Below are 18,256 nucleotides of genomic sequence, written 5' to 3' on the forward strand. Positions count from 1 at the left end.
CCCCGAGAACCGTTGCTGCGAATGTACGTTCGAGTGTACACGAAAGACCGGCGGTCGGCAGCTCGAAATACGTTGTCCGACAGGATTTTTGCTACGCAGGGTCGCCACCGTCGATTGTCGGTGGTTGCTGGTAGTGTCCGCCCGCGGGCGAGAACTGTGCGGTCTTTGCAGTGCGGGACCCTTCGTGACGCGCCCTCCGCAAGCTCCGGCCGCTCCTCAGGGAACCGGGGCTGGCCTCGCCCTCCGCAAGCTCCGGCCGCTCCTCAGGAAACCGGGGCTGGCCTCGCCCTCCGCAAGCTCCGGACACTCCTCAGGGAGCAGGGGGTCGCCTCCGCAAGCTCCGGCCTTACGGCCGTCGTGGACCGAAAGAACTCGCTGTGCTCGGAGCGGACCAACCACTGCTCCCTGAGGAGGCCGGAGCCTGCGGAGGCCGTCACGAAGGGTCTTCGTGAGATGCGTCGCCAAACCCTTCGTGGCAGTGAGAATGGGTGTGGCTCGTCGACCTCGACGCGCTCCTTCTTCGCTTGCTCGGCCCGGCGGCTTGCGCTCCTCGCACCTCAGGGAGCAATGGTTGTGTCGTTCTTTCGGATCAGGGAGCAGGGGTACCGACGTTCACGCACCTCAACCTTCAGAGCCGCGGGGTGTGCCCTAGGTACCCCGGGGGACGTCGCTTACGATGAGGCACCGTGCCTGTGACAGCCCCGACCTCGCCTGAGGATTCCGTCGAACCGTCCTCGTCGGGGCCGGCATCGTCGGGACAAGGGACCAGGATTTCCGCGGGCACCGCCCGGTGGATCGCGATCGTGGCGGGGATCGCCGGCGTCGTGCTGTGTGCCCTCATCCCACTGCTTCCGGTCAAGGCCGTCGACGCCGGTTTCGAGTGGCCGGCCGGGCAGGACCTGAACGCCGACACCTCGTCGGTGATGGCGCCGCTCATCGCGCAGACCCCGCAGACCCTCGACGCGAGCTTCCCGTGCGCGACGCTGGCGTCGGCACCGAACGGCGTGGTCCTCGCCACGATGCCGACCAATGCGCCGCGCTCGAAGTCGTCGTCGCTGTGGGTCACCGCCACCGACGCCGCGGTCACCGTGACCTTCCGGAACAGTCTCGCTGCGACCGCGTCCCGCGCCGACCTGAGCCGATGCTCGGAACTGCGCGTCTTCTCCGCCCCCACCGGCCCGGGTGCGCAGTTCCTCGGGCTCGGCGAGTCGACGACCCTGCCGCCGGACCGGCGCCCGCAGGTCGACGGTATCTTCAGCAACCTGAGCCCGGCGCAGGCACGCACCGCCGCTGCTGACGGCCTGCGCGTGCAGGTGGCCATCGACAACCGGTACGAGTCGTCCCCTTCGATCCTCAAGATCATCGTGATGGTGCTCGCCGCGCTGTCGGTACTCGTCGCCGTCGTCGCGCTGGGACTGCTCGACCGCATCGGCGGGTACCACCGGCGGATCGGCGCGCGCACCCGCTCGTGGTGGCATTCACTGAAACCCCGGGCCAGCGACCTGGTCGTCACCGCAATCCTGCTGGTCTGGAGCGTCCTCGGGGCCGGTTCACCCGACGACGGTTACATCCTCAACATGGGCCGTACCGCCGACGGTTTCGGCTACCTCGCCAACTACTACCGCTTCTACGGCATCCCCGAAGCACCGTTCGACTGGTACTACAGCTTCCTCGCGGCGTGGTCGTCGGTCTCGCCGTCGGTGCTGTGGATGCACATCCCGCAACTCGTCGCCGGGCTCGTGTCATGGTTCGTCCTGAGCCGGGTGCTGCTGCCACGCCTCGGCCCCGCGGTGCGGCGCAGTTCGTGGGCGATCTGGGCGGGCGCCCTGACGTTCACCGCGTTCTGGTTGCCGTTCTGCAGCGGCCTGCGCAGCGAGGGGATCATCGTCCTCGGTTCGCTGCTGACCTGGTGGGCAGCGGAATACGCCATCGCGACCCGGCGGCTCCTGCCGGCAGCACTGGCCGCCCTCGTCGCGGGCTTCACCCTGGCGCTCGCCCCGCACGGCGTCGTCGGCGTGGCCATCCTGCTGGTGGCAGCCCGCTCACTGCTGCACATCCTCATCGATCGACGGAACCGGATGGACGGATCCCGCTGGGCGGCAACACTCGCCCTCCTCGCGCCGATCGCCGCCGCCGGCATGCTGGTCCTGATCGTGGTGTTCCGCGATCAAACCCTGGCCACCGTCCTCGAAGCGATCAAGCTGCGCTACTCGGTCGGGCCGGTCATCTCCTGGCACCAGGAGTTCCTGCGGTACTACTTCATCTCGGTCGTGACCGACGACGGCGCCCTCACCCGTCGCGTACCACTGCTCCTGCTGCTCGCCGGCCTGTTCGTCACGGTCGCGGTCATGTTGCGGCGCACGAGGATTCGCGGAGTAGACCCGGGTCCCGTCTGGCGTCTCATCGGCGCCGTCGGGGTCACCCTCCTCCTGTTCGCGTTCACGCCCACCAAGTGGACCATCCAGTTCGGCGTGCTCGCCGGGCTGGCGGCGGCGATCGCGGCGGCGGCCACCGTCGCCGTGGCCCAGTCGGCGGCCCGCTCGGCGCGAAACCTCACGGTCTTCGTCTCCGGACTGTTGTTCGCGATGGCCGCCGCGATGGCCGGTTACAACTCGTGGCCGTTCCTCTACGAATACGGCATCTCCTGGTTCGACCGTGCGCCCGTCATCGCCGGCTACCAGGCGTCGACGCTGTTCCTCATCCTCGCCGTGCTCGCGGCCGCGGTCGCGGTCTGGCAGCACCTGCGGCTGGACTACGTGACCAATCGGGGCCTCGCACATGCCGACACCGGCCCCGGCGAGACCCGAGCCGATCGCCGACGGCTCTTTCTCGCCTCCTCACCACTGGCGGTGATCGCCGGTCTGCTGGTGATCGTCGAGTTGCTGCTGTTCGCCAAAGCAGCGGTGACCCGGTACCCGGCGTCGACTGCACTCGCCGAGAACCTGAACACGCTGCGCGGCAACAGCTGTGGCCTCGCCGACGATGTCCTCGTCGAACTCGACCCCAACGCCGGCATGCTGACCCCGGCCGGCGGCGCCACCACGACGCAGGCACTGCGCGGCGACAACCCGGTCGGCTTCTCGCCGAACGGGATCCCCGACGACCTCCAGCCCGAGCCGGGTAGCCAGCGCCCCGGTCAGATGAACGTGTCGGCGAGTATGGCCCGCCCGTTCGCGATCACCGGCGGGCTGGGCGCCGGGACCACCGGCGGGCGCGGACCGGAAACCGTGAACGGTTCCACCGCCAAGTTGCCGTACGGGCTCGACCCCGCCACCACGCCGGTCCTGGGCAGCTACGGATATCCGGGCGAGGCGCGCCTCACGACCGGGTGGTACGACCTGCCCGCCGACCGCGCCGCGTCGCCGCTGCTGGTGTTCAGCACCGCGGGCGCCGTCTCGACCATCGACACCTTCGGCGTACGCAACTTCGGGCAGAAGATGGTGGTGCAGTTCGGCCGCCCGGGTGCGGACGGGAACTTCGAACAGGTCGGCCCCGACATCCTGCCCATCGACCCCGGTCCCGTGATCCTGAACATGCCCTGGCGCAACATGCGCATACCGATGTCGGCCGCCCCGCCGCGTGCGACCGTGATGCGATTGTCGCTGCAGGACAACAACCTCGGCGAAAAGCAGTTCATCGGGATCACCCCGCCGCGCGCGCCGCAGTTGCAGACGCTGCAGGCGGTCGTCGGCTCGACGGCACCCACCCTCATCGACTTCGGGGTGGCGTCGCACTTCCCGTGCCAGCGGCCGATGGGTGTGTCCCACGGCGTCGCCCAGGTCCCGCAGTGGCGCATCCTGGGTGACTATCCGCTGACCAATTCCCAGTCCAAGACGTGGCAGGCCGGCGTGGACGGCGGGTTGCTGGGGATCTCGGAGGCCACCACGTCCGCGTCGGCGGTCTCGACGTACCTGCAGGACGACTGGGTGCGCGACTGGGGCGCACTGGAGAAGCTGACCCCGCTCGTGTCCGACGCACCGGATGCGCGGATCGACACGGCACAGACGACGCAATGGGGCTGGTCACGAGCCGGCTCGATCAGGGTGGAGCCCCAATCCGATGAGTGAGTCCCGTACGCCTCGTACGTCCCGTCTGGCGACCACGGTCAACCCGAAGATCGTCGCGACCGTCACCGGTCTGCTCGGATTCCTGCTGGCGATCCTCACCCCGCTGTTGCCGGTGAACCAGTCGACCGCCGAACTGCAGTGGCCGCAGGGCGGCGACGTCTCCGATGTCGCGGCCCCGCTGGTCTCCTTCGTGCCGATCGACATGGAGACGTCGGTGCCATGTTCACTCGCCACCCGCCTGCCCGACCAGGGCGGAGTACTGCTGTCGACGATCCCCGAAGGCGGCCAGGACGCCGGCGCCCGCGGGCTCTTCGTCCGGGCGACGTCCGACGCACTGACCCTCACCGACCGCAACGTCGCGCTGCTGAACACCGATCGAGCGGCCGCGCAATCGAATCCGAACTGTCGCATCGTGTTCCGGGCCGACGGCGAGGGAGTGAGCGGACGATTCGACGGCCTGCCCGAACCGGCCGCGGACTCCGGCGCCGCGCACGGCTTCGCGCTGGCCGACCACGAGATGCGTCCCCAGATCGTCGGCGTCTACAGCGATCTGCCCGCCGATGTCTCTCGTGACGGGCTGTCGCTGCGCGCCACCATCGACACCCGCTACGTCAGCACCCCGACCCTGCTGAAGCTCACCGCGATCGTGCTCGGCGTCCTGATGACGATCGTCTCGCTGATCGCGCTCGGCATCCTGGACCGTCGGGACGGCCGCAGCCACAAGCGTTTCCTGCCGTCGGGCTGGTTCACCATCCGGCCGCCCGATGTCGCGGTGTTCGCGATTCTCGCCTTCTGGTGGTTCGCGGGCGCCAACACCTCCGACGACGGCTACAACTTCATCGTCGGCCGGATCACCGGAGACGCCGGGTACGCCGACAACTACTTCCGCTACTTCGGTGTGCCGCAGGACCCGTTCGGCTGGCACTTCCAGGTCATCTCGGCCATGACGGACGTGAGCGTCGCGGCACCGTTCATGCGACTGCCGGCCTTCCTCCTCGGGTTGCTGGGCTGGTGGCTCATCAGCCGAGAGGTGATCCCGCGCCTGGGCCGCGCGGTGCGGCACAGCACGCCGGCGGTGTGGTCGGCCGCGTTCGTCTTCCTCGCGATCTGGTTGCCGTTCAACAACGGTCTGCGTCCGGAACCGGCCGAGGCCGTCGGCGCTCTGCTCACCTGGTGCTGCGTGGAACGCGCGATCGCGACCCGCCGACTGCTCCCCTATGCCGTCGCGGTGGTCACCGCCGCCTTCACCCTCGCGCTCGCGCCCGGCGGTCTGATGGCGGTCGCCGCACTGCTGGCCGGGATCCGACCGATCGTGAAGACCCTGGTGTCGCGCCGGTCCCGGGACGGCCTGCTGCCGATGCTCGCGCCCATCCTGGCGGCCGGCACCGCAGTGCTGTTCCAGATCTTCGCCGATCAGCCGCTCGCGCCGCTCATCGCGGGAAACAAGGTCGCCTCCGACGTCGGCCCGACGCTGGAGTGGTGGCAGGAACCGATCCGGTACTACTACCTGATCCTGCCGACCGCCGACGGCACACTCGCACGACGCTTCGGCGTGCTGGCGATGATCCTGTGCCTGTTCGTCGTATTGCTCCGCCTACTTCGGCGGGAGCATCCCAACGGCATTGCGCGCGCACCGATCTGGCGACTGGTTGCCGTCACCCTCGGCACGATGTTCTTCATCGCCTTCACGCCGACCAAGTGGACCCACCACTTCGGTGTGTACGCGGGCATCGCCGCGGGCCTCGCCGCCGCGGCGGGCGCCATGATGGCGCCGGCCGTGCTGCGGTCGCGACGCAATCGCAGCTTCTTCGCCGCCGCGGTGCTCGCGATCACGGGGATCTCGTTCGCCGGCACCAACGGCTGGTGGTTCGTCGGCAGCTACGGCGTCCCGTGGTGGGATCGCCCACCCACGGCGGGCGGCATCAACATCGCCTGGTTCATCCTCGCCGCCGCGGTCGCCACCGCACTTGCCGGCCTGTGGTTCCACTTCCGCGACGACTTCGTCGACGACCAGACCCGTACGCGCGGAGCCGACAAGTGGTATTCGAAGCTCAAGTTCTCGCCGCTGCCGGTCATCTCCGGGCTGATGGTGCTGTTCATGGTCGCCTCGTTCGCGAAAGGCGCCTACGAGCAACGTGATTCGTGGTCGTGGATGAAGTCCAACGCGCGCGCTCTCACCGGGAACTCGTGCGGGCTGGCCAACGACGTCCTCGTCGAAGCCGATCCGACCGCCGGACTGCTGCAGCCCGCGGCCGTCGACGGTCGGCCCGCCCCCGGCATCGCCGCGGCGCTGGCCGGACCGGACACGACGGGCTTCTCCCCGAACGGCGTACCCGATCGCCTGTCCGTCGACGCCACCGAGGACACCGAGTCGTCGACCACCTCCGGCGCGCAGAACAGCGCCCAGACCGGCGCCGGCTCAGACGAATCCGGCGACAGCTCGTCCGCGCAGGGCGGCACCGAAGGCGGTCAGGGTGCACGAGGCGTCAACGGGTCGACGGTGCGTCTGCCGTTCGGCCTGAACCCCGCCGAGACCCCCGTCCTGGGCAGCTACGGCTCGCCGTCGGGCACCGGCTCGCTGACCTCGGACTGGTACCGGCTGCCCGAACGTTCCGACGACACACCGCTGCTGACGATGGCGGTCGCCGGATCGGTCGAGGCGGTCGACGGCATCGGGGTCGTGCACGCCGGCCAGAAGGTCACGATGCAGTTCGGCCGCGTGGAGGCCGACGGGCGGGTGAGCGCGCTCGGCCGGATGTTCCCGATCGACATCGGCGAGACCCCGACCTGGCGCAACCTGCGATTCCCACTGGCCGACGCACCGCCGCGGGCGACCGTCGTGCGGGTCGAGGTCGCCGACACCGCGGCCGCACCGTCGGAATGGGTCGCGGTGACGCCACCGCGGGTCAGCACCCTGGCCACCCTCAACGACGTCGTGGGCCAGACCGACCCGGTCTTCATCGATTGGCTGCCCGGAATGGTCTTCCCGTGCCAGCAGCCGATGAAGGTGCGCAACGGCGTCCTCGAGGTACCGCAATGGCGGATCATGCCCGACGCCGAGGCCACCCGGAAGAACAGCCAGACCTGGATGTCGGGCACCGCGGGCGGTCCGCTCGGCATCACCGAGGCGATGCTGCGCCCCACCCTGCTGCCGACGTACCTCCGGAACAACTGGGGACGTGACTGGGGCGGCCTGCAGAAGTTCACCGAGATCATCCCGGCGCCGGCTGCGGAACTGGACCTCGGGACCGCTCGCCGTTCAGGGTTGTACGACCCCGCGCCGATGCGCTCCAGCGGGTATTGACCTGGTGTCTGACACCGCGCCGACCTGGGTTTTTCGTTTCCCCACGGTCGGTGCGGCAAACACGCTCGAGGCCTTCGTTATCTCACTGTGATGTGCTGTCTCGGTTCCGTCACTCATGGCCGGCAGTCCTCGTCACGCCGCCGATACCGGCCTAGCGTCGAGTCATGCCTTCATTCACCGCACCTGGACTCAGCAACGAAGCCGCCAACGAGGTCGTGGGCATCCTGCAGGAGCGCCTCAGCGCGCTGAACGACCTGCACCTCACCCTCAAGCACATCCACTGGAACGTGGTCGGTGCGAACTTCATCGGCGTGCACGAGATGATCGACCCGCAGGTCGAACTCGTCCGCGGCTACGCGGACACCATCGCCGAACGTATCGCCACGCTCGGGGCATCGCCGAAGGGCACCGCCAAGGCGATCGAGAACGACCGATCGTGGAGCGACTACTCCATCGGCCGGGACACCGCGCAGGCCCACCTAGGCGCGCTCGACCTGGTCTATGACGGGTTCATCACCTCGCACCGCGACGGCATCAAGAAGATCGGCGACATCGATCCGATCACCGAGGACATCCTCATCGGACAAACCGCCGAACTGGAGAAGTTCCAGTGGTTCGTCCGCGCACACCTCGAGAGCTACACCGGTGAACTCACCCACGCCGGCGCCAGCGGCGAAAAGGAAGCGGCCGACGCAGCCCGCTGATCTGGCGCAACAGACCGTGTAGCGGGTCACCACACCCCCGGACCCGCCCCGGAGCCGCGGTCGCGACCTTCTGCCCCGTTGGTCGCGGCCGCGGTAACACCCTTCTGTACCCACCAACTACGAACAGGCACTGACACCCGCACCCGGATTCACAGCCGAACACCTTGCGCCACTTGGGACCTCAGGGACCAAGGGCTTCTGGACCATGCTCACGGTTCGTGGTTTGTTACGCTGACCACAGGCTAATGCCGCGAACAGGATGTGAAGCAAACCGCGTCCACCAGATCGATCGGGGCGCTTTTCCGCTCTGACGGGGAGGCACGTGTGTCCGAAACGCGATCATTCACCCTGTTCGATGATCTGGAGCTCCACATGCAGTTCGCGCCGGTCTGCCGGCTGTCCGATGGCGCTCTCGCCGCCGTCGAACTGCAGCTCCGGGGGCCGGCCGGTACCCGGCTCGCCACCGCCGCCGCCCTCAAACGCGCAGCCCGTCTCGTCGAAGAACACCCTGTACTCGACGAGCGGAAGCGCAAGATGGCCGCGTCCCAACGTGCGCAGTCGCTGGCCAAGATCCTGCCGTTGCTGGTCTCCCTCGATCTCGACCTGATCGACAACCTCGACCACGCGACGGCGCGCAGCCTCGAACGTCACGTCATGGTCATCCTCCCCGACGCCGTCGAACGCAGCCCGCAGCGGACACTCGCCCGCGTCGCCCGCGCCCGGGCGGCCGGCAAGATCATCTGCGTCGACGGGCTCGTCCGCAGCGAACACGCGGCCACGCTGCTCTCCCTGGTCGAGCCCGACATCATCGTCACGGGTGCCGAACTGCTCACGTCGCAGACCAGCTCCGACGCCGCGCACCTCGCCCACGCGCTGGCCGCGCACACCGAACGCAGCCATGCCGTGGTCATCGCCGAGGGCGTCGACGACGAGGCCACCCGGATCACCGCCCAGACGATGGGGGCGGCCTTCGGTATCGGCGACCTGTACCCCGCCGTGACCGACCCGTCCGTCCTCGCCACCCGGACCGTCGTGCCGCTGCCCGAGATGCCGGTCTGGACCACTCCCGGCCCGGACAAGTCGACGCCGTACCGCATCGCGTCGACGTCGATTCCGCCGCGTATGGGCAACAAACGCCTGCTCATCGAGATGAGCAAGGCACTCGAGGAGCAGGCGGCGATCGGCGGCGCCGCGATCGTGCTGGGCACCTTCCAGTTCGCCGAACACTTCACCTCGCGAACCGCCAAGCGGTGGCGGGAGATGTCGGAGAAGACCGGTCTGGCCGGGGTCTACGGTGTCGGGTTGCCCGACATCCGGGACGGGAACGTCCACCGCGCGCCGCTCGACGCGGAGGACGACCTGATCAACGAGTGGAATGTCGCCGTCCTCGGGCCACATTTCGCGGCGCTGCTCTCGGCGCGCGACCAGCACGACGCCGGTCCCGATCTCGAGCGCACCTTCGAGTTCGTGCAGACCTACGACCGCATGACCGTCACCCAGGCCGTGCACTCGATCCTCATGCGGTTCTCCTGATCCGAGTCGCGCGCGGCAAGTGACCTCGACGGACGCGGCGGCCTCGCTGCGCTCGGACGACGCTGCTCGGCCAGCGGGCGGGGAGCCGGCGGCCTCGCTGCGCTCGGACGACGCTGCTGCGGGGAGCCGGCAGCCTCGCCTCTCCCGCTGGTTGAGCAGGTGACGAGCGCAGCGAGGAGCCGTGTCGAAGCCACCCAAGCAACGTCGAGCTATCCGGTCAGGGGATTTGGGTTTGTCACAGCATGGCTGACTACGATGCGCCTGTGCCGAAGTCGCCTGAAGTGTCCGCTGGCAACGCCGACACCACCGTTGGAGCTGCTGCCCAGCGTGCGTCCGGCGCACCGCAGTCCCGCACCGTCGCGCTCGTCGCCGCGGTCGCCGGGGTCATCGCCGTCGTCGCCGGCATCCTGACCCCGTTCCTTCCCGTCAGCACCTCGACGGCGTCGATCACGTGGCCACAACAGACCGGCACTTCGGCATCGGTCACGGCTCCGCTGGTGGCGCAGACCGCCCGGAGCGTCGACATCTCGATCCCGTGTCGCGTGCTGTCGACGACCCCCGCCGACACGTCGACCGTCGTGCTGTCGACGATGCCCGCGGCCGCGGTGAAAGCGCGGGACAACGGGCTGTTCGTCGTCGCCGACGCGAACGGCGTGTCCGTCACCAACCGCAACAAGACGCTTGCCTCAGCGCCGCGGGACACGCTGGCCGGTTGTACCGAACTCCGCATCTTCTCCGACGCCACGACGACCAGCGCGCAGTTCGTCGGTCTGCCCCCGGGACCGGCGATCGCGGGCGGCGGCGCCATCGGCCTCGCCGAAGTGGCGTCGAACCCGCAGATCGCCGGCATCTTCACCGACCTCACGCCCGAGCAGCTCCGGGCCGCACCGGGTGTCGACGTCCGCCTCGAGATCGACGATCGCTTCGACTCGTCGCCGTCGATCCTCAAGTGGGTGGTGATGGTCGTCGGCGTCGGAGCCGCACTCGTCGCGCTTGTGTCCGTCGGACGCCTCGACCGCATCCACGGCTATCACCGACGAGTCGGCCGACGCCTCCGGTGGCGCCGGGTCCTGCGCCCCGGCCCCACCGACATCGGCGTGACGGTGACGCTGGTGGTCTGGCACTTCCTCGGGGCGGGGTCACCCGACGACGGTTACATCCTCAACATGGGGCGCAACGCCGCCGACGCCGGATACCTCGCGAACTACTACCGCTTCTACGGCATCCCCGAGGCGCCGTTCGACTGGTACTACAACTTCCTGGCGTACTGGTCGACCATCTCGACGACCGGCCTGTGGATGCGGCTCCCGTCGCTGTTCGCGGGTCTGGCCGCCTGGTTCATCCTCAGCCGAGTCCTCCTGCCCCGCCTGGGTGGCGCCGTGCGGCGGTCGCAGTGGGCGATGCTCACCGGCGCGGCGGTCTTCCTCGCGTTCTGGCTCCCGATGTGTTCGGGGCTGCGCAGCGAGGGCATCATCGTCCTCGGCACCCTGGCGACCTGGTGGGCGGTGGAGGTCACGGTCTCGACGCGACGGATGCTGCCGGCCGTCATCGCCGCATTCACTGCCGCGCTGACGCTCGCCCTGGCCCCGCATGGTCTCGTCGCGCTCGCCCTGCTCATCGCGAGCGCCCGGCCCATGCTCCGCATCCTGGTCCGACGCCGCGCCGAAGACGGACTCCTGCCGCTGCTCGCCCCGCTTCTCTCGGGTGTGGCGCTGGTCGTCATCATCGTCTTCCGCGACCAGACCCTGGCGACCGTCTTCGAGGCCCTGTGGATCCGTTACTCGGTCGGTCCGACGCTGGCGTGGTATCAGGAACTCCTGCGCTACTACTTCCTCGCGGTGAACACCACCGACGGCGCCCTGGCCCGCCGCATCCCGGTGCTCCTGTTCGCCGTGTCCATGTTCGTCGTCCTGGCGATCATGTTGCGCCGCAAGAGGATCGACGGTCTCGATCCGGGCGCGGTGTGGCGGGCACTGGGCGCCTCCCTGCTGACGATCCTGTTCCTGTCGTTCACGCCGACGAAGTGGACCATCCAGTTCGGCATCTTCGCCGGCCTCGGCGCGGCGTTGGCCGCCGTCGCCTGCGTGGCGATCGGGCAGGCGGCACGCCGCACGCTCCGCAATCTGTCGATCCTGGTCGCCGGGCTGCTGGTGGCGTGCGCGGCCGCAGCCGCGGGCAAGAACGCCTGGCCGTGGCCCTACAACTTCGGCATCGCCTGGTTCGACAAGGCACCTGTCGTCGCCGGGATCCAGGTGTCGACCGTGCTCCTCGCGCTCGCGGTGGTGGCATTGCTGTTCGCCATCTGGCAACACCTCCGGATGGACTTCGTCGACGAGACCGGCCTCGCCCATGACCGCGGTGCCGCGCCCGCCGGCTGGCGCATCGGGGTGGCGTCCGCGCCGATCGCGGTGATCGCCGTCCTCATCGTCGTCAGTGAACTCGCGGTGTTCGCGAAGGCCGCGACCAGCCGCGCGGACACCTTCACGATGCTGTCCGCCAATCTCGACTCCGCGCGCGGAAACACCTGCGCGATGGCCGATTCCGTGCTCGTCGAACCCGATCCCAATCGCGGCATGCTGACGCCGGCGGACGGCGGCACGGCGTCGTCGACGCTGCAGGGTCAGTCCCGGGGATTCCGTCCTGACGGGGTGAAGCCCGATCTGACGCCGCAGGCCGGAGCCCAGAAACCCGGCGCGATGAACACCTCGGCGGACCTGTCGAAGACGTTCATCGTCTACGGCAGCAACCCGGGAACCACCGGCGGCGTCGGGCCTCGCGGCGTCAACGGCAGCACTGCGGCACTGCCGTTCGGCCTCGATCCGGCGACCACACCCGTGCTGGGCAGCCACGAGACCAACAGCGGCCAGGCCACTCTGACCACCGGTTGGTATCGCTTGCCCGCCCGCGACTCCTCGCCGCTGATCGTCATCACCGCCGCCGGCGCGGTCTTCACGCTCGACCGGGACGGCGTCCCGAACTTCGGGCAGGCGTTGGAGGTTCAGTTCGGCACCGAAGCCGGCGCCGGGAGCGAAGCGAGCGGGCCGAATGTTCCTGCCAACGGACAGTTCGAGCAGGTCGGCGCGCCCGCGATCCCGATCGACCCGGAGCGGACCAACCGTCCGTGGCGAAACCTGCGCATCCCGATGGATCGCGTTCCCGCTGATGCGACCGTGATGCGAATCGTCGCCCGGGACAACAACCTCGACCCGGACCAGTGGCTCGCGGTCACCCCGCCGCGGGCCCCGGTGCTGCAGACCCTGCAGACCGTCGTCGGCTCCACCGATCCCGTGCTCATCGACTTCGCCGCCGGCGCGGTGTTCCCGTGCCAGCGTCCGATGACCGCCCACCACGGCGTCTTCGACCTCCCGCAGTGGCGCATCCTGCCCGAGTCGTGGATCGCCAACTCGCAGTCCAAGACCTGGATGGCCGCCGAGGACGGCGGACTGCTGGCGCCGGTGGAGGCGCTCACGCGGCCGTCGACCCTCGCCACCTACCTCGACGACGACTGGTACCGCGAGTGGGGCAACCTGCAGCGACTGACCCCGCTGGTGCCGCAGGCGCGACCCGCGGACGTGCAGACGGGAACGTCGACCACCTGGGGATGGTCGCGCCCCGGCCCGATCAGGGTGGTGCCCGAAGATGACTGACCCCGACCACTCGCACGCCGAACCGGCGACGCGGCACACCGGAGAGAACCAGGCAGACGTGGCAGACACCGACACTTCTTCCCGAAGTCCCGCCGGCACCGCGCCATTCGTGAGTGACCGCCGCCCGGGCTTCGCCGAACGCCACGCCGGCACCGCGCGTATCGTCGCGATGGCCGCGGGCATCATGGGCATCCTGCTCGCACTGCTCAGCCCGTTCCTGCCGGTCGACTACACCAAGGCCGAATTGACCTGGCCGCAACAGGGTTCGGTGGCAAACGTCGCCGCACCGAACGTGTCGTTCGTCCCGATCTCCATGGACGTCACGGTTCCGTGTGCACTCGGCGCATCTTTGCCCGCGTCCGGCGGAGTGCTGTTGTCGACGGTGCCCGAGGGCGGCGCGGAGGCGGGCAAGGTCGGTCTCTTCGTCCGGGCCACCGCCGACTCGCTCCAAGTCGTGCAACGAAACGTCGTGCTGCTCAACACTCCTCGCGCGGCCGCACAGTCGGCGCCGGACTGTCGGATCGTCGTCGAATCCGACACCGAAGGCACGCGGGGGTCCATCCAAGGCCTGCCGGAGTACGCCGCCGGCGCCGGGAGCGGAGCGAGCGGGCCGAATGACGATGAGGCCGGCGCCGGGAGCGGAGCGAGCGGGCCGAATGACGATGAGGCCGGTGCTTTCCGCTCCTTCGATCTGCGGGATCCGAACGCCCGGCCGCAGATCATCGGCGTGTACTCGAGCCTGCCCACCGACGTCAGCACCGACGGACTCTCGTTCCGGTCGACCATCGACACCCGATTCGTCTCCACGCCCACCACTCTCAAGTTCTGGCTGCTGGTCCTCGGCATCGCGGCGACGATCCTCTCCCTCGCCGCGCTGGCCGTCCTCGACGCCCGCGACGCCCGCGGCCATCACAAGATCTTCCCGGCGGGCTGGTGGCGCGTCCGCCCGGTCGACGGAGTCGTCACCCTGGTGCTGCTGATCTGGCTGTTCGTCGGCGGCAACACCGCCGACGACGGATACCAGGTGACGGTCGGCCGGATCGCCGGCGAGGCGGGTTATCTCGACAACTACTACCGCTACTTCGGTGTCCCGCAGGACCCGTTCGGCTGGCATTACCACTACCTGTCGGCGTGGATGGAGATCAGCACCGCGACGCCGTGGTTGCGATTGCTGCCGTTCCTGTTCGCGATGGCGTCGTGGTGGTTGATCAGCAGGGTGGCGATCCCCCGCCTCGGGCGGGCCGTCCGCGAGTCGACGCCGGCGATCTGGGCTGCCGCCCTGGTCTTCCTGGCGGTGTGGATGCCGTACAACAACGGACTGCGCGTCGAGCCGCTCATCGCGCTGGGCACCATCTTCACCTGGGTGTGCGTCGAGCGCGCGATCGCCACCGGCCGGTTCTTCCCGCTGACGATCGGCATCATCTCCGCGGCGTTCACCCTCACCATCCATCCCACCGGCGTCATCGCCTCGATCGCCCTGATCGCCGGCATCCGACCGCTGATCAAGCGTCTCGCGGTGCGCCGCAAGCGCGACGGTCTGTGGCCGTTGCTGCTCCCGATCCTCGCCGCCGGGCTCGCGGTGATGTTCGAGATCTTCGCCGACCAGCCGCTGGCACCGATCCTGGAGGCGGTCTCGGTCAACGGCCAGGTCGGCCCCACCAACAAATGGTGGGAAGAGCCGATGCGCTACTACATGCTGATGAATCCGACCGCCGATGGCGGAATCGCCCGGCGTTTCGGCATTCTCATCGTGTTCACCTGCTTCGTCCTGGTCGTGGTGATGCTGCTCAACCGGCGCCGCCTGCCCGGCATCGCCACCGCACCCACCTGGCGTCTGGTCGCCATGGTCGCCGGCTCGGCCGTGCTCATGGCGTTCCTGCCGACCAAGTGGACCCACCAGCTCGGTGTGTACGCCGCGATCGGCGGCGCGCTCGCCGCGGTGGCGACCGCGTGCGCTGATCGCACGATCATGCGTCGTCGCCGCAACCGGACTCTGTTCGCCGCCGCCTGCGCATATGTCCTGGCGCTCGCATTCTCCGGACGCAACCAGTGGTGGTACGTCGGCAGCTACGGAATCCCCTGGCGCGACGCGGTTCCCGACGTCCGGGGCATTCCGCTCTGGACCGGAATTCTCGCGGTGGCGGTGGCGCTGACCGCCCTCGGTCTGTGGCAACACTTCCGCGACGACTACGTCGACGACGCCGTCCGGACCGGTACGTCGCGGTCGGTGTTCGCCCGACTCCGCAGCCCGTCGATCATCGTCGTGTCGACCATCATGCTGCTGTTCACCCTGGTGTCATTTGCGAAAGCGGACTGGACGCAGCGCAATTCGTGGTCGTGGCTGAGCTCGAACGTCAACGCGCTCCAAGGACAGCCGTGCGCGCTCGCCGATGCCGTACTGGTGGAAGCCGATCCGAACGCCGGACTGCTGTCACCCGCGCGAGTGGCGGGCCAGGACAACCCGTCGCCGGGCGCCGCGCTGGCCGGAGCCGGGATGGAAGGGTTCGACCCCAACGGGGTGGCGTCGGACCTGTCCGAGGAGACCGAAGAGGAAGCCGAGGAGTCCTCGTCGGGCACCTCGACCGCAGAAGTCGACCGCACCCAGTCCGACCCGACCGAGGACGGCACCAGCGCCGAGACCGACACCACGACCGGTTCCAGCGACACCAGCGGTGGGCAGACCGCCCAGGCCGGCGTCAACGGGTCGACCGTGAAGCTGCCGTTCGGTCTGTCACCGAGCCAGACCCCGGTCCTGGGCACCTACAACTCCCCCACTGGCACCGGACGCCTCACCTCCGACTGGTATCAGTTGCCGGACAACTCCTCCGGCGAGCAGCCGCTCGTCACGATGTCGGTGGCGGGACAGGTCGAGTACATCGACGACCTCGCCGTCACCCGACCCGGACAGCGGGTGCGACTGCAGTTCGGCCGCGTCGCGCCGGACGGCACGGTGACACCGGCCGGTCAGATGGTGCCGCTCGACATCGGTGGTGCCCCCGAGTGGCGCAACCTGCGCTTCCCGATGGACCAGGCGCCCCCGGGCGCGACGGTGGTCCGCGTTCTCGCCGAGGACACCTCGACGCTGCGCGACCAGTGGCTGGCCGTCACCCCGCCACGCGTCTCGTCGATGGTGACGCTGAATTCCCTGGTGGGCAGCGAGGATCCGGTGCTCATCGACTGGGAGGCAGGTCTCGCCTTCCCGTGTCAACGTCCCGCCCAGGTCAAGTACGGGGTCCTGGAGACACCGGAGTGGCGGATCTCGCCGGACCGCGAAGGCGAACGGGTCAACTCCCAGCGCTGGATGGCAGGCGACTCCGGTGGCCCGCTCGGCATCATCGAGAACGAGTTGCGGCCGCGCGTCTACCCGTCGTACCTGCGCAACGACTGGGCCAAGGACTGGGGCATGCTCCAGAGCCTGACCCCGATCCTCCCGCAGACCGACGCCGAACTGACCATCACCACCGACACCCACCACGGACTATGGACCCCGGGACCCATGCGGGCGGTGAAGAACTGAGCGCTGTGCGTCCCACTCCAGTTTGTAAGAACGACCTGCCCCCCCTGCTCCCTGAGGAGCGCCCGGAGCTTGCGGAGGGCGCGTCACGAAGGGTCTTCGCCACCCGACTCACCAGGACCCTTCGTGACGCTCGCAAGCTCGCTCCTCAGGGAGCAGGGTGTGACGCTCGCAAGCTCGCTCCTCAGGGAGCAGGGGGTGGCGCTCGCAAGCCCGCTCCTCAGGGACCGGGGAGAGCAGAGCTACTCGACGACCTCGGCGATCGGGCCGACCATCTGCTCGGCGACCCAGGGGATCGTGAGGAGATTGGGCAGCGACATCCCGTTGCCCACCTCCTGGGACACGTAGACCACGCGCCCTTCGCGGGCGACGTCGAGTCGGGAGAACGACGGGTCGGCCTGCAGCCGTGCGTTGCCGTCGGCACCCGTGTCGAGGGCGACGATCACATCCGCGGAGTCGAGCAGATCGTAACGTTCGGGCGACAGGGTGCCATAGAAGCCGTCGGTGATTGCCGGCCCCAGCTCCGCCGGGAAGGTGAACCCGTAGTCCGCAACCGTTTGGGCGCGACCGTCTTTCGGTCCGAAGACCGAGACGGAGGTCCCGTCGAAGACCACCACGACGGCCTTCTTGCCCGCGAACTCGGGATTGTCCGCACGGACACCGGCCAGGAAGGTGTTGGTCTCGTCGATCTTCCGCTGGGCCAGGTCTGGGAGTCCGACCGCTGTTCCGACCTGCCTGACCGCCGCGTCCCAGGGCACCAGCCAGGCCGGGTATTGCGACTGCCGCAGGATCGTGGGAGCAGCCTTCGACAGCGAGTTGTACTGGTCCCGGGTCGGTTCGGCGCCGATCGCCGTGACCAGGTCGGGATCGGTCGCGAGAGTTCTGGGGATCTCGGCACCGAAGTCCGTGGAGGTCGCGGGCAGTATCGTGGGAGTCGCGTCACCCATCGCCTCGACGTTCCACGAGTTGGTCAACTGATTCGGGTCGGACTGGGAGAATGTGGCAAAGGCGACCGGGACGACTCCCAGTGCGAGCAGATTGTCTCCGTCGCCGACGCCCATCGCCGCCACGCGACGCGGCGGGGTGTCGACCGTCGCCGGGCCGAATTCCTGCTCCACGGTGACCGGGATGGCGCCCGGTTCCGCAGCCGGCACGCTCGCGGAGACCCCGCCCGACGTCTCCTCGGGCGATGAGCAGGCCGCGACGGCCACGGCCACCACCGCGAGCATCGCCCACATCGCGGCGGGAATCGTTGTCCGCGCCCGCCGCGTCCTTGTCCCGTCATCGTCTTCGCGGGTGCTGACCATCGAAGACTTGCCGATCACCGAGACCTCACCAATCCCTCGGCAGGATCGAGCGTTTCCCGAGAACGCTTCCCGTAGAACGCCGAGCACCGTGTACGCCGGCGGGATCCGGCAGTGAAGCAAGGCTAACCTACCGTCTGTGCTGCTGGCTCGTCAGGTACGACGCACGAGACCCTCGTTGCC

7 protein-coding genes are annotated in these 18,256 nt (G+C 68.9%); 6 read left to right on the forward strand and 1 reads right to left on the reverse strand.

The window, feature by feature from the left end:
• The first annotated feature begins 686 nt into the window (after positions 1-686).
• From ACFVHY_RS14305 to ACFVHY_RS14330, 6 genes are all read left to right on the forward strand, one after another.
• Positions 687-4,067 carry an arabinosyltransferase domain-containing protein gene (locus ACFVHY_RS14305; RefSeq protein ID WP_390272792.1) on the forward strand — a complete coding sequence of 1,127 codons (3,381 nt, stop codon included), beginning with the start codon at positions 687-689 and terminating at the stop codon, positions 4,065-4,067.
• Positions 4,060-7,371, forward strand: a complete 3,312-nt coding sequence (locus ACFVHY_RS14310) for an arabinosyltransferase domain-containing protein (protein ID WP_390272794.1) — start codon at positions 4,060-4,062, stop codon at positions 7,369-7,371. Before ACFVHY_RS14305 ends, ACFVHY_RS14310 begins: the two co-directional genes overlap by 8 nt.
• 164 nt (positions 7,372-7,535) lie before the next feature.
• Positions 7,536-8,075 (forward strand): Dps family protein, encoded by a 540-nt coding sequence (locus ACFVHY_RS14315; RefSeq protein WP_390272796.1) that lies wholly within the window; start codon positions 7,536-7,538, stop codon positions 8,073-8,075.
• Between the two features lie 324 nt (positions 8,076-8,399).
• Complete coding sequence (locus ACFVHY_RS14320) at positions 8,400-9,608, forward strand: DICT sensory domain-containing protein (protein ID WP_390272799.1); 1,209 nt, start codon at positions 8,400-8,402, stop codon at positions 9,606-9,608.
• Between the two features lie 242 nt (positions 9,609-9,850).
• Entirely contained in the window at positions 9,851-13,255 is a 3,405-nt protein-coding gene (locus tag ACFVHY_RS14325; RefSeq protein ID WP_390272802.1) for an arabinosyltransferase domain-containing protein, read from the forward strand.
• Positions 13,248-16,772, forward strand: coding sequence for an arabinosyltransferase domain-containing protein (locus tag ACFVHY_RS14330; RefSeq protein WP_390272804.1), 3,525 nt, complete (start codon positions 13,248-13,250; stop codon positions 16,770-16,772). The genes ACFVHY_RS14325 and ACFVHY_RS14330 overlap by 8 nt, the downstream gene beginning before the upstream one ends.
• Positions 16,773-17,011: 239 nt before the next feature.
• Here ACFVHY_RS14330 and ACFVHY_RS14335 read toward each other — a convergent pair whose 3' ends face one another.
• Positions 17,012-18,007 carry an ABC transporter substrate-binding protein gene (locus ACFVHY_RS14335; RefSeq protein ID WP_390272876.1) on the reverse strand — a complete coding sequence of 332 codons (996 nt, stop codon included), beginning with the start codon at positions 18,005-18,007 and terminating at the stop codon, positions 17,012-17,014.
• Between the last annotated feature and the right edge of the window lie 249 nt (positions 18,008-18,256).

This window comes from Gordonia sp. NPDC127522, assembly GCF_042672305.1.
GTDB lineage: Bacteria > Actinomycetota > Actinomycetes > Mycobacteriales > Mycobacteriaceae > Gordonia > Gordonia hongkongensis.

What these genes read in the sequence shown, in the direction of transcription:
- ACFVHY_RS14310 (WP_390272794.1), top strand. Translation starts at nt 4,060, where the DNA reads ATGAGTGAGTCCCGTACGCCTCGTACGTCCCGTCTGGCGACCACGGTC.
- ACFVHY_RS14315 (WP_390272796.1), top strand. Translation starts at nt 7,536, where the DNA reads ATGCCTTCATTCACCGCACCTGGACTCAGCAACGAAGCCGCCAACGAG.
- ACFVHY_RS14325 (WP_390272802.1), top strand. Translation starts at nt 9,851, where the DNA reads ATGGCTGACTACGATGCGCCTGTGCCGAAGTCGCCTGAAGTGTCCGCT.
- ACFVHY_RS14330 (WP_390272804.1), top strand. Translation starts at nt 13,248, where the DNA reads ATGACTGACCCCGACCACTCGCACGCCGAACCGGCGACGCGGCACACC.
- ACFVHY_RS14335 (WP_390272876.1), bottom strand. Translation starts at nt 18,007, where the DNA reads ATGTGGGCGATGCTCGCGGTGGTGGCCGTGGCCGTCGCGGCCTGCTCA.